The following is a 14,734-nucleotide window of genomic DNA, read 5'->3' as shown; positions in this document are numbered from 1 at the left end:
CAACAATGTATGTCTGAATATTTATATTTATGATAGAAGGTATTTTAATTTATGACGAGTAAGCTTGTATAAGTATTTACTTTATTCTTGTTTTTTCTATAAAAAAATCATCTAGCTCAAGTTGAACTAGATGATTTTAAATTTTTTATGATATTTTATTTTATTTTTAAGCAAGCTCAAGCATTTTATCTAATGCCTTAATTGCATCTTTTGCAGTTTGTTTATCAACTGTAATAATATTTTGGATATTACCTTTTTCGATATTTTCTAAAGACCATAACAAGTGTGGTAAATCGATACGATTCATTGTTAAGCATGGACACATAAATGGATTTAATGAAATGATTTCCTTATCAGGATGATTTTTAATAATTCTTTGAACTAAATTCATCTCAGTTCCAATTGCCCATTTACTTCCTGCAGGAGCAGCTTCAATCTGGTCAATAATATATTTTGTAGATCCATTGTCATCACTTGCTGCTACAACTTCTCTAGAACATTCTGGATGCACAATAATCCTCATATCAGGATGATTTTTTCGTACATTCTCAATATTTTTCACAGTAAAATTCTCATGAACAGAGCAGTGACCTTTCCAAAGTATTACTTTGATGTTATTTAGGTCTCCCTCATATTCTAAAGTGTCCGTTATTGGATTCCAAATCGCCATATGCTCTAAAGGTACACCTAATTCAAATGCTGTGTTTCTGCCTAAATGTTGATCAGGTAAGAACAATATACGTTCTTTTTGTGTGAAAGCCCAAGAAACTACCTTTTTAGCATTAGATGATGTTACGGTTGCACCATCATTTCTACCGACAAACGCTTTAATCGCAGCAGTTGAATTAACATATGTTAACGGTAAAATTGTGTCTCCGAAAAGCTTCTGTAACTCTACCCATGCACGATCAGTTTGATGATGATCTGCCATATCTGCCATTGAACAGCCTGCTCTCATATCAGGTAAAATAACAATTTGTTCATCTTCCGTTAAAATATCTGCAGTCTCTGCCATAAAATGTACACCACAGAATACAATATATTTCGCTTTTTTATTATTAGCGGCAACTTGAGCAAGTTGTAGAGAATCTCCTGTCGAATCTGAGAAAACTACAACTTCTTCCTTTTGATAATGATGACCTGGAATGAAAAGAGCATCACCTAATCTCTCTTTTATATCTTTTACTCTTTTTTCCATTTCCTCAGTTGATAATGTATAGTACTCATCAGGAATTTGATATCCTTCATTTTTTTGTATCATATCTAAAACGTTCATTGTCCCCACTCCAATCCCTACTATTTTACAAGTAGAAGCTTATATCTAATGCTTTTGCTGAATGTGTTAAACAGCCTAAAGAAATAACATTTACACCACAGTTTTGAAAACTTGCTAAATTTTCTAAAGTAATTCCACCAGAAGCTTCCGTTACGATCGTTTCTGGAACAAGTTTAACAAATTCTTTTATTTCATCTGGCGTACGATTATCAAACATAATGACATCTGCACCAGCTTCAATAGCTTGAAGAACTTGATCTTTGTTTTCCGTCTCGACTTCAATTTTGACCATATGACCTAATTTATTTCGTAATGACTCAACTGCATTTTTTATTGAACCTGCGTAAGCAATATGATTATCTTTAAGCATCACTGCATCATATAAACCGAAACGATGGTTCGCTCCACCACCACAAGTAACTGCATATTTATCAAATAAACGTAAACCTGGCATCGTTTTTCTTGTATCGACTAGTTTAATTTTCTCATCGCTTAGTGTTTCAACTGCTTTTGAAGTATGTGTTGCAATTCCACTCATACGTTGTAAAAGATTAAGCATAACTCTTTCACCTGATAATAACACTTGAACTGGTCCCTCTACTTCTGCAAGTAGTTGCCCTGCCACAACAGATTCACCATCTTTAACGTGAAGTGTTACTTTAATATCTTCATGAAGTAATTTATAAGTTATTTCAATTAATTCAGTACCCGCTATTACTCCATCTGCCTTTGCAAGTACTTTTCCCGTTGTTCTTTCATGCATTGGGAAAATATGAATTGAGGATAAATCCCCTTCTCCAATATCCTCTAGTAAAAATTGCTCAATCATTTTTTTAGCTTTTAAAGTATTCATGAATTTCTCTCCTCAAATATTAGCTGGTTGATCTATATATTCTATAAAATGTGAGCCGATGCTTTCTTTTCTTCTTACAGCAGCTTCTGCAATTAGTTTTCCAGTAATTAGCATATTGTATCTTTCTAGTTCCTCTTTGTTCATCGGGCGTGAATCTACTGTTTTAGATTCTAAAAAGTAAGAAAAATATGTGATTGCTTTATTTAAATCTTCTTCCTTTCTTACAATGCCGATATACTTCATCATTATTTCTTTAATTTCATCTTTTGTAGGTAACGTTCTAAATCTTGGTATCATGTATTTCGGTTGATTCCCATCTATTTTAGCTAAAGGTAGGTCAGCAATAAATTTCGCAACCTTTTTACCAAACACAATCCCTTCCAATAAAGAATTACTAGCAAGTCGGTTTGCACCATGCACACCGGTACAAGCAACCTCACCTACTGCATACAATCCTGGAATTGTCGTTTCTCCATTTGCAGATGTCTTTATCCCACCCATGTGGAAATGTGCACCTGGAACAACTGGAATCAATCCTTTTTGTAGATCAATCCCATTATTAATAAGATTGGTAGTAATTGTTGGGAAACGCTGTTCAAATCCATCTATCATTTCGATCGATAAATAGATTTCTTCACCGTTTTGCATTTCATTAAAGATCGCCCTACTAACAACATCTCTTGGTGCTAAATCTTCAAAAGGATGGATTCCCTTCATAATGCGACGACCAGTTTTCGTTACTAAAAAAGCTCCTTCACCTCTAACAGCTTCTGATACTAGACCTTTACATGCTCCATTAATGTAAAGCATGGTAGGATGAAATTGGATAAATTCCAAATCAGTGGTCTCACAACCCGCTCGATATGCCATAGCAATTCCATCTCCGGTTATGGCCCTATTATTAGAACTAAATTGATACATTGCCCCAATACCGCCCGTTGCCAGAAGTGTCGTGTTTGCAAAACAAGATTCTAATTCACCATTTTCATTAAGTATATAAATACCCTTGCATATACCATCATGTATTATTAAATCAATTACCATTTCATGTTCAATAATCGTTATTTTATCTTTTATCCGAGCATATACAGTTTCTACTAGATGCTTTCCAGTGGCATCACCGCCAGAATGTAAAATTCTATTTTTGCGATGGGCTCCTTCTCTACCAAGATGAAACTGGCCAGATTCATCTTTATCAAATTCCATACCAATAGAAACAAGATCTTTCATAGACTTTGTTCCGTTCTTTACTAGCTCTTCTACCGCATCTATATTATTTACATTACAACCCGCTTCGAGCGTATCTTGTTTATGAAGTTCCCAAGAATCATCCTCTGACATTACTGCTGCAATTCCACCTTGTGCAAGCATCGAATTGCTGTCCCAAATTTTTTTCTTTGTGAATAGAATCACATTTTTAGACTGACAAATTTCCTCAGCAGCCATTAAAGCAGCAATCCCACTGCCAATAATGACAACGTCTGCAGTTCGCATAGTTGCCCCCTCCATTTACAGTACCTCTATTTAAATTTTATCTTATAGATAAAAAAGCTGTCTTGACACCTATATTTACATATATTTAAACTAATGACAAGAAATTTTTTTTTAATGAGTAAAAAAGGAGACTTTAAATTGATTTATTTAGACTATGCTGCTACGACTCCAATGAGTGAAGAAGCAATTGAGACATTTGTCACTGCCTCTAAAAATTACTTTGGGAATGAGCGAAGTTTACATGATATTGGCTCAAAGGCTTCACTGCTACTTGAAGCATGCCGTAAACAATTAGCGGGATTTATAAATGCTAGCCCCGCTTCAATTTACTTTACAAGTGGAGGAACTGAATCAAATTTAATTGCGATCCAAACCCTCTTAAAGAGTACAAAAAAAGTCGGAAAACATATTTTAACTACAACATTAGAGCATTCTTCAATTGGTAATTATTTAAAAGTATTGGAAGAACAAGGATATGAAGTATCTTATTTGCCGGTAACAAATAGCGGGATTATCTCATTAGAAATGATTGAAAATGCCATTCGTGAAGATACTGTATTAGGTATTTTTCAACATGTAAATTCTGAAATTGGAGCAATTCAACCGATTAACGAGATTGCAAATTTATTTAGTTCGTCTAATATTTTACTTCATTGCGATTGTGTACAATCATTTGGAAAAATAGCAATAGATGTCTCAAAATATGAAATTTCTAGTTTGAGTATTTCAGGTCATAAATTATATGGACCAAAAGGGATTGGAGCCCTTTATTTAAATCCTAAATTAACTTGTCAACCTATCTATCCCGGTACATCACATGAAAGTGGAATTCGTCCCGGAACTGTTAATGTTCCAGCAATTGCATCATTCGTAACTTCAGCTGGTCATATAATAAAAAATCAAGACGAAGAGCAAAAGAGATGTCACGATTTAAAAAATGTTTTAAAATCACAATTACAAGATGTTAATCATCTTGTAAAATTTGAAGGTAACGATGGCGAATGTATTCCAAATATAATAGGAATGAGGATTATTGGACTTGAAGGTCAGTTTGTGATGCTTGAATGTAATCGACATCAATTTGCCATTTCAACTGGAAGTGCTTGTGCCATTGGCATGCAGAAACCTTCAGAAACGATGTTAGCCATTGGAAGAGACCCTCATGAGGCAAAACAATTCTTCAGAGTTTCAATCGGAAAACATACAACAGAAGATGACTTAATCAAATTTTCGTCTGTGTTAAAATTAATCATTAATCAAAATTTTTAATCGAGGAAATTAAAATGAATAAAAAACTTTTAGGGGAAGAAAGAAGAAAGAAAGTTTTACAATGGTTAAAGGAGTCTGAGTCACCCCTATCAGGTAATTCCTTAGCTAAAAGAGCAAATGTTAGTCGACAAGTAGTTGTAGGTGATATTACACTTTTAAAAGCGAAAAATGAGCCTATACTAGCAACTGCTCAAGGTTATATTTATATACACCCTAATAAGGAAACTGACAAAATTAAAAAAGTAATTATTTGTCACCATACAGCAGAAGAAACTCAAAAAGAACTAGAAATATTAGTCGATCACGGTGTTACAGTTAAGGATGTAATGGTTGAACATCCTGTCTATGGATATATCACAGCCCAATTACAAATTGCAAACCGTTATGATATAACCTTATTTCTTCAAAAAATGGGAGAAACTAGCTCTGTCCCACTGTCTAATTTAACAAATGGAACACATCTTCATACAATCGAAGCAGATAGTGAACAACAGCTAGAAAGTGCGATCTTACAATTAAAAAATGAAGGTTTTTTGGTAGATATACCGTAAGTATAGGGTTATGAGGTTTGAAATGGTATTGGTAGATTTCTTTGATTATACGGTAAGGGCGATGTCTCATGTGTCAGAGTAAGGAACACATGGGCATCCCTTTTTTATTAGAGCAGGGTATCTAAGCCAGACTTTAATTTGTAGTTAATATTTTAAATTTTTTTATTGATCATTTTAGCCATTTTATAGTCAAAATTGGAAGAATTAGAGTAAAATTGCTCCCTTCCTTTTTAATGGTCATTATTTTGTACAATTTTAAGCCAAAATACCTTTACTAGCATGGGTAAAACTTTATCTTATTTGCGATTTTCGAAATTCATTTGCAGTTCGCGATTTATTTGCGATTCCCCAATCCTTATTTGCAGTACTTTATTTTTGAAATAAAAAAAAGAGGGTGTTGGACACCCTCTTTTTATATAGAAATTTTTAATCGATAAATTCGAATTCGTATTCAGAAATTTTAACGATATCTCCGTTTTTAGCACCTCGTTGGCGTAATGCTTCATCGATCCCCATACCACGCATTTGACGTGCAAATCGACGAATTGACTCTTCACGTTCAAAGTTAGTCATTTTGAATAGTTTTTCAAGCTCTTCACCTTTAACGACGAACGTTCCATCACTTTCACGAGTAATCTCAAAAGTAGGTTCTTCTTTTTGATATTTATAAAGAACTCGTAATGGTTTGTCTTCCTCTTCGTCATGAAGTGGGAATTCTGGAGTTGTTTCCACTAAATCTGCAACTGTAAATAATAAATCACGTAAACCTTGACGTGTTACTGCAGAAATTGGGAAAATTTGAACTTCATCTCCAACTTGTTCTCTAAACTTATTTAAGTTTTCTTCAGCTTCTGGAATATCCATTTTATTTGCAACGACTACTTGAGGTCGTTCAGTTAAACGTAAATTATATTCTTTTAGCTCTTGATTAATTGTTAAGTAATCATCATATGGGTCTCTGCCTTCAAGACCTGACATATCAATTACATGAACAATTACACGTGTTCTTTCAATATGACGTAGGAATTGATGCCCAAGTCCAACACCTTGATGTGCCCCTTCAATTAACCCTGGTAAATCGGCCATAACAAAACTACGATTATCTTCAGTTTCTACAACACCTAAATTAGGAACAATTGTTGTAAAATGATATTCAGCAATTTTTGGTCTAGCAGAACTTACAACTGATAATAATGTTGATTTACCAACACTTGGGAAACCAACTAAACCAACATCAGCTAACACTTTAAGTTCAAGTTTAATGTTTCTTTCCTTACCTGGCTCTCCATTTTCAGCTATTTCTGGAGCCGGATTTGCAGGCGATGCAAATCGACTATTCCCACGGCCTCCACGGCCTCCTCTTGCAATAATAGCTGTTTGACCATCCATTGTAAGGTCTGCTATTAATTCACCTGAATCAGCATCTGTTACGATCGTCCCAGGTGGTACTTTTACAATCATATCTTCTGCATTTTTACCATGTTGATTTTTAGACATACCGTGTTGACCACGATCTGCTTTAAAATGACGTTTATAACGGAAATCCATTAATGTTCTTAAGCCTTCATCTACTCTAAATACAACATTAGCTCCCTTACCACCGTCTCCACCAGCAGGGCCACCTTTTGGTACATATTTTTCACGACGGAAGGCTACCATACCGTTTCCACCGTCTCCACCTTTTACATATATCTTGACTTGATCAATAAACATAAATCCACCACTCTTTTATTTTTCCAATTTAAATTCGATACTACATTCTTCTGTCTCGCAAAAATATGACATCATTCTAATTTTTGAGCTGTCATTTGATGATGAAACAATCCACTTCAACATATCTTCTTTCTTTGTTAGTTTACCTCTGAAGTCAAAAAAGAAACTAACTGTTTTATCATTTATTTCAATTGTTAAACTAACAAAATTTTCCTCATAAATATGTACCCAAGATTCTAGTTTTTCTAAAAAATTTTGAATCCATACTGTCATCACTTCGTCTAGATTTTTAAGCGAACATGGTTCCCCTAAAATTTCATAATCTAGTACAATTGTACGAGGCTTCCAGTTATAGGTAATGATAAATTCTGCAAACTCTGGAATTTGTAACGAACAAATTTTAGCTTCATTTAAAGAATCAGCAACAATTTTCGTAATCGTTTCTTCTAGCTGGTCAGATTGACCTGTGGCCATATATCCTTTTATTAATTGAATTCGGTTTAACCAATCATGACGCGAATGCCTTAATACCTCTAGAACGTCCCATTTCTCCTGCATTGTATTTCTCCTATAGGTTTACATTTTTGGTATTTATGAAGGTATAAAAAAGTTAGACTCGGCATTTTGATTGATCATTTTGAATGTCTCAAACTAGTGTTTACCTTGTAAAATGCCGAGTCTCGGAGCATATTGTTTGAGAGGTTGCTATAACAACACTTTTTTCTATGTTGAAAAGCAATTTATTATAAATAAATAGATCTTAAGTACAGAAAAACTCTAACCTAAAAGGTTAGAGTTTCTAAGTTAGTTTCTTAAGCTTCTTGAGCTACAGGGTATACACTTACTTGTTTGCGGTCACGGCCTAAACGTTCGAATTTAACTACGCCATCAACCTTCGCAAATAATGTGTCATCTCCACCACGACCAACGTTTACACCTGGATAAATCTTAGTGCCGCGTTGACGGTAAAGAATTGAACCACCAGTTACGAATTGTCCGTCAGCACGTTTAGCGCCAAGACGTTTTGACATTGAGTCACGACCGTTTTTTGTAGAACCTACTCCCTTTTTAGAAGCAAATAACTGAAGATTTAATTTTAACATGGTTACACCTCCTGTTTTACTCGTTTATAGTGACATAGTCACCGTAACTTGCAGCGATAGTTTGTAAAGATACGATCATCGCTTCAAGGATAAGTTGCGCTTTTTGCATATTATCTTCATTTAAATCAATCGGTAATTGATACTTCAAGAAACCTTTCTTTTCATCAATCACTGTATTTAATTCAGAATCTATACGACAAATTGCTTCCAAAGCATTTACAGTTCCTACTGAAACTGCTGATATACCGGCACAAACAATGTCAGTCCCAGCATCAGAAAAAAATGCATGTCCACTTATTTTAAAGGAACCTATACGTCCATCTTTTAAACGTTCAATTGTTATTTTAGTCATTACTTAAAATTAAGCGTTGATTTTTTCGATAACAACTTTAGTGTAAGGTTGACGATGACCTTGCTTACGACGGTAGTTCTTTTTAGATTTGTATTTGAATACAAGAATCTTTTTAGCTTTACCGTTCTTTTCAACTTTTGCAGTTACAGTAGCTCCTTCAACAGTTGGGCTACCAACTTTGATGTTTTCGCCACCTACGAATAAAACTTTGTCGAATGTTACAGTTTCACCTGCGTTAGTATCAAGCTTTTCGATGTAGATTGCTTGACCTTCTTCAACTTTGATTTGTTTACCACCAGTTTCAATAATTGCGTACATAATTGCACCTCCTCAATAGTCTAAGACTCGCCACCAATAGGCATGCTAATAATAGCAATTTAATACCTATTATGCGCGGTTGTAGCACGGGTGCGCTACAAACAATAACATTATGATGTTACCATGACATATGTCGAATGTCAACAACTACTTCAGTTAATGTCAGTTTCTAAATAGCTAGTTATTTCCTTGGTCGTTCCAGTTCTAGCTATATTATAAAATGGTGTTTTTGAAGATATAATTTTTAAACAGATTTTTATAAACATTGCTTTTTCTAGTCTTTGAACATGATTATTTTGATCTCCATTTAACGCTTTTGCAACATCTTCACTACATTCAACAAGTAATGCCTCAATATCACGACTTGTTGAGAGTTCCCAAAGCTCTCTTTCTAACTCAAAGGCTGTCTGAACAGTGTTTTTTACAAGCCCACTACCATTACACTCAGGACACTTTTGATGTGTTGCTTCGATATGTGAATGAGCTGTTCTTTTGCGTGTAAGTTCGAATAAACCAAGTCCTGAAAACCCAAATAGCTTTGTATATGCTCGGTCATTTTTAAACGCTTCCTTTAATAAAACACCTATACTTTTTTGCTGTTCAATGGACTTCATATTAATAAAATCAACAATAATCATTCCACCAATATCACGAAGTCTTAATTGGCGAACAATCTCAATTGCAGCTAATTGATTTGTATGATACACGGTTTCTTCACGATTATTTTTCCCGCTAAATTTACCAGTATTTACATCGATTACTGTCATAGCTTCAGTTTGCTCGATTAGTAGAAATGAGCCATTTTTTAACCATACAATTTGTTTAAAGGATTTCTCTATTTGTTCTTCTATTTTAAATGCTACAAAAATATTTTCATTTCCTCTATAACTAATTATTTGAAGATCTTCAGGCAAATAATTTTTATAAGCAGCTAAATCATCAATTATTAATTCACTGATTGTATCTTTAGGATGCAATTTAAAAAACTTAGTAAACAAGGAATTCGCTTCCCATACACAAGTGATTTTTTTAAAACTTTGATTTTTAAACGACTCATAAACTATTTGAAATCCTTTTAACTCATTTAAAATCTCATCCGATTCGGCATTTTCACATGAAGATCTGAAAATTAGCCCCTCACTATCACTAGTGTAATCCCGACCTAATGAATATAATTTATTTCGTTTCGATTCTTTTTTTATTTTATTTGATACAGCAACTTGTTTTGTAAGAGGGAAATATACTACGTAATCACCAGAAAATTCAAGATTATTTGTTAGCTTAGGACCTTTCTCATCAAACGCATCCTTTATTACTTGAACCAAAATATATTGTCCTTTTTGGAACTTTTTTCGTATTAATTCATCTTTATTGATTTCAGATTCTTTACCCTCGATTGTATCTTCCAATCTCATGAAGCCATTTTTATTTAAACCAATATTTACAAAAATGGCATTTAATTTCGGCATGACCTCTTGGATTTGTCCTACATATATATTTCCCACATGTGTATTTTTATCAGCAGAAGAAAACCATTCTACTAGCTGGTCATTTTCAGTTACAGCAATTCTTTTCTCTGAATGTTTAACATTCATAATAACTTTCTTCAAATTCATCTTCCTAACTATGTATAGTACCTATCATTTTATTCATTTAATTAGAAAAAAGCTAGTTAATACAATCGATTAGTTAGTCTACTCACATGAATATTAGAAATTGAATATTATATTTAGATTTCCCTTACATTGTTCTTTAAAGAGACATTATTTTTCCCTTTCTTTTACTTAATCCTGATTTAGATAGGAGCGATTATATGGATATAATTCTATCAATTCTTATTCCAACTGTCCCCGAAAGAATGGGGTATTTAAATAATATTATTAATGAATTAGATAAACAGAGTAAAACATATCCTGTTGAAATATTAGTACTTTTAGAAAATAAAAAAAGAAGCATTGGTGAAAAAAGAAATGTTCTAATTGAGCAAGCAAAAGGAGATTATGTAGTATTTATAGATGACGATGATCGGATAGAACCAAATTATATCGAATTATTGTGCTCAGCAATAAATGAAACGCCAAATGTTGACTGTATTGTATTTGACGTTTTAGTAAATTTTAATAACCAATATTCAAAAGTTTGTAAGTATGGGAAAGAGTTTGCCCATGGGGAAGATGATCATTATTATTATCGAAAACCAAATCATTTAATGTGCTATTCAAAAAAGATTGCCTCGGCACATAAGTTTCTTAATATTAGTTTTGGTGAAGACGATGAATGGGGCAGACGAGTTTCAAACGATATAAAAATTCAAAAAAGGATCCCTTCTATATTGTATTACTATGACTATATTCCAAAAGACTCATCGTGGTATGTATAAATAGAATTGAATAATACAAATTTAAAAAAATGGCCTCAACTAGAGACCATCTTTTTTTGTGCAAACTCTTATATTTTTTTGGGATTAAGTAAAATTTCTCAAAGTTGTTGGGAAAAGTTTAAAGTAAATGCAATCTAACTAATTAGTTCTTCAAGCGAATAGGTTGCTTTCTTCTCAGTAAAGTAAGCATGTAATAATTCATTTTCATCTAACATTTGTTGATTTTTTTTATCAAGAGAAAAGACGACGTTGTATTTATACCCTTTTTGAAAGTTAGAAAAAACTTCAAATAATTTTGTTTCTTTATTCAAGGAGATTGATTTAATTTTTTGGATATATTGTTTGTTTCCATAAAATCGTTCCATTAAAAATCGTATAACAACAAAATGCCTATTTTTCCATTCACCCCATAAGGAAACGATTAAAAATAATAGACAAACCCAAATAGTAATGTTCATAGGCTGAATTATGATTGTAAGTAATGAGGATAACACTAAAAATACAAATGATGAGTACAAGCTATATATATGGGCTCTAACGAACGGAAAGATCAATGAAAATAAATGATGTATTAATTTTCCACCGTCTAATGGCCAAATTGGTAATAAATTAAAACAAAGAATACTAAGATTGTAGTTGATAAAAAGCGTATAAAGGTTTTCTGGCATTAAATTCATTCGAAATAGAAAGTTAGCGATTATATATAAAGTTAAATGTTGAATGGGACCAGAGATTGTAACAATAAACTCCTCGTAAGTTGGTCGATTTCCATGTTCATCAAGATCTACAACCCCACCAAACGGAAGTAGCGTAATTTTATTAATTCTCCAATTAAATGAAGTAGCAGCAATGGCGTGACCTAATTCGTGGCAAAAAATAATAATGGATACAAACAATACTGACCAAAAATTAGCTGTCATAATACCAATACATGCAATTAACAAATACAGTGGATGAACTGAAATTTTTGAAGGAAGAATTAGCCATTTATTCAAATGGAATCACCTGTTTCGGATCAATAAATTTTTCCCCCATTTTAATTGCAAAATAATAAGTACCTAGATTCCCTTCATCATTAGATGACACCGTTCCGATAATCTTTTTACTATCCACTTCGTCGTATACTTTTACGTTAGTTGTTCCTAATTTTCCGTACCAAGATTCTGAACCATCGGCGTGTTGAATAATAACCGTATTTCCTAAATTATCTTTCTTTCCTACAAAAAGGACTCGACCCTTTTTGATTGACTCTACTTTTTGGTTAGCTTCAGTTTGAATCAATATCCCTTGGCCGTCCGTTTTAAAGCTTTGTAGTACTTTACCACTTGCAGGAACAGCATAATTATCATTTCCTACATTCTTTTTTTGATCATTTAATTGCGGTAAAAAAGCAATTGGACTTCCAAACCGATCTTCATACCATTTCTGTAATGAGGCAAATTGAAATTCACTTTCATAAACTTGGGATAGACCATGCCGAACTTGAGATGCCATAGGTGAGTTACTTTTTAAGATGATGGCTAAAGCTAGTACAATGATCGCGCATAATAAACTTCTAAACATAAAGTTAGAATTATTCATTATTTTCTTACCTTGCTCTTCTACCAAATCATCATAAGTATAAGTGTATCCGCCCTCAGTATTTTGCACTTCTTTTACCGGAAATTTGCTCATCGCTTGATTCGGATTTCCCCATTTTTCTTCTTGTTCACGCCGTTTAGCGATCCGCTTTCTTATATCATCTACGCGCTTACTCAAAGTGTCACCTCTCCTCGCAAACTAGTTAATTAATTTATATGAACGGGTAGGACAACTTATGAGTAGATAATTTGAAAAATGGACAAAGGTATTAGGCAGGATTTTGGGAGAAAATTGAAAAATGGATAAAAGAAAAACACTTCGTTTTTTACGAAGTGTTATCGGATACCAAATAACTTTTTCACTTTAAAGAAAATGCTCTTTTCAGTTTCTAATGATTGTAATGGTACAGATTCCCCTAGCACTCTTCTTGCAATATTTCTATATGCAATAGAAGCTTTTGAATTTGGATTCATAGCTACAGGTTCACCACTATTAGTTGCTTTAATAACGTTTTCATCATCTTGGACAATACCAATTAAATCTACAGCTAACATTGAAGTAATTTCATCAACATCTAAGCTATCTCTATTTTCCATCATATGACTTCTAATACGATTGATTACTAGTTTAGGAGGTTCAATATCCTCTTGATCTAATAATCCAATAATACGATCTGCATCACGAATTGAAGAAACTTCAGGAGTTGTGACAACAATCGCCTTATCTGCACCTGCTACTGCATTTTTATATCCTTGCTCAATACCAGCAGGGCAGTCTATTAATATATAATCATAGTCCTTTTTTAATTCATCAACAAGCTCTCTCATTTGTTCAGGAGAAACAGCAGTTTTATCGCTTGTTTGTGCAGCAGGTAATAAATATAAGCATTCAAATCGCTTATCCTTTATTAGTGCCTGATGCGTTTTACAGCGACCTTCAACAACGTCTACTAAATCATAGACGATGCGATTTTCTAATCCCATGACAACGTCTAAGTTACGTAGGCCGATATCAGTGTCAATTAAGCACACTTTTTTTCCAAACATCGCTAATGCTGTTCCTAAATTTGCTGATGTAGTTGTTTTACCAACTCCACCTTTACCAGATGTAATTACTATAGCCTCTCCCACAGTTACATCATGCCCCTTTCTAACCTTGTCAAACTAGGTCTAAGATGAGTCAGAAATTGTATGCGATCGACAATGATTTGGCTATCTTCGTTTATATACGCACATTCCATCTCATTGCCTTCATCACCATAATGATCCGGTGCTCTGTTCATTATGCTGCAAATTCTCAACTGCATTGGTCTCATTATTGATGCCGCAATAACTGCCTCCTTATTACCATTAAAGCCGGCATGAGCAGTACCTCTTAGTGCACCCATAATAAAGATATTTCCACCCGCAATAACAGTTCCACCTGGGTTAACATCACCGATTAACAGTAAATCACCTTTCACTTGGAGAATCTGACCGGATCTTACCATTCTACAAATAGGTACAATTTCCTCCCTTTTCATCCATTCAATAGCGTCTTGCTTCGAAATCACATTACTTTCGATTGTTTCAACCACAAGATTATTCTTTTTACGAACAATTGAACGAATAATTTCATCTTGTTCAGGAGATAAAAAACGATTTCCTATTTTTAATCGAACTGCAAGTAAGGGACGATCATTGCTCTCAAACAAGTGGGTAGACAGTCTTTCTTCAATTTCATCTACTAAAATTTGAAAAGAACATGTATCATCGAGGTGCAGTGTTAGACCATCTTTCGTTCCTTTTATTGTAACATATTGTTGCCTCTGTTCCATGATAAGTGTTCACCCCGATTGTATAATT

Annotated in this window: 16 protein-coding genes and 1 other annotated feature; of the genes, 3 read left to right on the top strand and 13 right to left on the bottom strand. The window is 33.6% G+C overall.

The features are described from left to right. Positions 1 to 166: 166 nt before the first annotated feature. Genes nadA through nadB form a run of 3 tightly spaced genes read right to left on the bottom strand, consistent with a single transcriptional unit; the run spans position 167 to position 3,623 of the window. Entirely contained in the window at positions 167 to 1,261 is a 1,095-nt protein-coding gene (gene nadA, locus AN960_RS14045) for a quinolinate synthase NadA (protein ID WP_502686145.1), read from the bottom strand. A gap of 40 nt (positions 1,262 to 1,301) precedes the next feature. Then, positions 1,302 to 2,129, bottom strand: coding sequence for a carboxylating nicotinate-nucleotide diphosphorylase (gene nadC, locus AN960_RS14040; RefSeq protein WP_056472595.1), 828 nt, complete (start codon positions 2,127 to 2,129; stop codon positions 1,302 to 1,304). A 12-nt stretch (positions 2,130 to 2,141) separates the two neighbouring features. Beyond that, the gene (nadB, locus tag AN960_RS14035) at positions 2,142 to 3,623 is read right to left on the bottom strand and encodes an L-aspartate oxidase (RefSeq protein ID WP_056472592.1); all 1,482 of its coding nucleotides are present in this window, start codon (positions 3,621 to 3,623) and stop codon (positions 2,142 to 2,144) included. 114 nt (positions 3,624 to 3,737) lie between these two features. Between nadB and AN960_RS14030 the strand changes: the two genes are divergently transcribed. Then, the gene (locus tag AN960_RS14030) at positions 3,738 to 4,892 is read left to right on the top strand and encodes an IscS subfamily cysteine desulfurase (protein ID WP_502692550.1); all 1,155 of its coding nucleotides are present in this window, start codon (positions 3,738 to 3,740) and stop codon (positions 4,890 to 4,892) included. Positions 4,893 to 4,900: 8 nt separating this feature from the next. Next, a complete protein-coding gene (locus tag AN960_RS14025) occupies positions 4,901 to 5,443 on the top strand; it encodes a transcription repressor NadR (RefSeq protein ID WP_056472585.1) in 543 nt (180 codons plus the stop codon). 426 nt (positions 5,444 to 5,869) lie between these two features. Here the strand turns inward: AN960_RS14025 and obgE are convergent, their stop codons facing one another. From obgE to AN960_RS13995, 6 genes are all read right to left on the bottom strand, one after another. Beyond that, positions 5,870 to 7,156: a GTPase ObgE gene (gene obgE / locus AN960_RS14020; protein WP_056472581.1), complete on the bottom strand. Its 1,287-nt coding sequence runs from the start codon at positions 7,154 to 7,156 to the stop codon at positions 5,870 to 5,872. A gap of 15 nt (positions 7,157 to 7,171) precedes the next feature. Then, a complete protein-coding gene (locus tag AN960_RS14015; protein ID WP_056472579.1) occupies positions 7,172 to 7,714 on the bottom strand; it encodes a Spo0B C-terminal domain-containing protein in 543 nt (180 codons plus the stop codon). A 254-nt stretch (positions 7,715 to 7,968) separates the two neighbouring features. Next, complete coding sequence (gene rpmA, locus AN960_RS14010; protein ID WP_025672162.1) at positions 7,969 to 8,259, bottom strand: 50S ribosomal protein L27; 291 nt, start codon at positions 8,257 to 8,259, stop codon at positions 7,969 to 7,971. Positions 8,260 to 8,275: 16 nt separating this feature from the next. Continuing rightward, positions 8,276 to 8,611, bottom strand: a complete 336-nt coding sequence (locus tag AN960_RS14005; protein WP_056472574.1) for a ribosomal-processing cysteine protease Prp — start codon at positions 8,609 to 8,611, stop codon at positions 8,276 to 8,278. 9 nt (positions 8,612 to 8,620) lie between these two features. Continuing rightward, complete coding sequence (rplU, locus tag AN960_RS14000; protein WP_025672164.1) at positions 8,621 to 8,929, bottom strand: 50S ribosomal protein L21; 309 nt, start codon at positions 8,927 to 8,929, stop codon at positions 8,621 to 8,623. Between the two features lie 13 nt (positions 8,930 to 8,942). Next, positions 8,943 to 9,020, bottom strand: a sequence feature (ribosomal protein L21 leader region). 61 nt (positions 9,021 to 9,081) lie between these two features. Then, positions 9,082 to 10,539: an Rne/Rng family ribonuclease gene (locus tag AN960_RS13995; RefSeq protein ID WP_056472573.1), complete on the bottom strand. Its 1,458-nt coding sequence runs from the start codon at positions 10,537 to 10,539 to the stop codon at positions 9,082 to 9,084. 203 nt (positions 10,540 to 10,742) lie between these two features. On the opposite strand from AN960_RS13995, the gene AN960_RS13990 reads away from it, so the two are divergent. Then, complete coding sequence (locus AN960_RS13990; RefSeq protein ID WP_056472570.1) at positions 10,743 to 11,309, top strand: glycosyltransferase family A protein; 567 nt, start codon at positions 10,743 to 10,745, stop codon at positions 11,307 to 11,309. Positions 11,310 to 11,443: 134 nt separating this feature from the next. On the opposite strand, the gene AN960_RS13985 is transcribed toward AN960_RS13990, so the two are convergent. From AN960_RS13985 to minC, 4 genes are all read right to left on the bottom strand, one after another. After that, positions 11,444 to 12,304 (bottom strand): site-2 protease family protein, encoded by an 861-nt coding sequence (locus tag AN960_RS13985; RefSeq protein WP_056472566.1) that lies wholly within the window; start codon positions 12,302 to 12,304, stop codon positions 11,444 to 11,446. Beyond that, entirely contained in the window at positions 12,297 to 13,067 is a 771-nt protein-coding gene (locus AN960_RS13980; RefSeq protein ID WP_056472562.1) for a M23 family metallopeptidase, read from the bottom strand. The genes AN960_RS13985 and AN960_RS13980 overlap by 8 nt, the downstream gene beginning before the upstream one ends. A gap of 158 nt (positions 13,068 to 13,225) precedes the next feature. Next, positions 13,226 to 14,020 carry a septum site-determining protein MinD gene (minD, locus tag AN960_RS13975; protein ID WP_056472557.1) on the bottom strand — a complete coding sequence of 265 codons (795 nt, stop codon included), beginning with the start codon at positions 14,018 to 14,020 and terminating at the stop codon, positions 13,226 to 13,228. Positions 14,021 to 14,022: 2 nt separating this feature from the next. Beyond that, positions 14,023 to 14,709 carry a septum site-determining protein MinC gene (gene minC, locus AN960_RS13970; RefSeq protein WP_056472554.1) on the bottom strand — a complete coding sequence of 229 codons (687 nt, stop codon included), beginning with the start codon at positions 14,707 to 14,709 and terminating at the stop codon, positions 14,023 to 14,025. Between the last annotated feature and the right edge of the window lie 25 nt (positions 14,710 to 14,734).

Source organism: Bacillus sp. FJAT-25509 (assembly GCF_001420605.1).
Taxonomy (GTDB): Bacteria; Bacillota; Bacilli; order Bacillales; family Bacillaceae_G; genus Gottfriedia.
This window is presented reverse-complemented; position numbering and strand designations above follow the sequence as displayed.